Raw genomic sequence first — 205 nt, 5'->3', positions numbered from 1 at the left:
CAGCCCCGTCAGATCGCTCATCAGGCCGGACGCCACCGACAGCCGCGACACGGTGATGTCGCCGCCCTCGGTCAGCGCCTGCAGCCGCTCGCGGATGCGTCCGACCCGTTCGCCGCCGGCCTCCAGCCATGCCGCCACCGGATCCGCCGCCTCGGCATGGCTGGTGAGTGCCGCCACGGCGATGCCGCGCCTGGCCGCGCCGATC

1 protein-coding gene is annotated in these 205 nt (G+C 75.1%); it reads right to left on the bottom strand.

Annotated elements, in window-relative coordinates; genetic code table 11:
- Nucleotides 1-205: hypothetical protein (locus tag NMG46_RS29625; protein ID WP_254820792.1), on the bottom strand; the 205-nt coding region annotated here is incomplete at both ends.

The sequence above is a fragment of the Mesorhizobium sp. LMG 17147 genome, from assembly GCF_024297145.1.
Lineage (GTDB): Bacteria > Pseudomonadota > Alphaproteobacteria > Rhizobiales > Rhizobiaceae > Mesorhizobium.
This window is presented reverse-complemented; position numbering and strand designations above follow the sequence as displayed.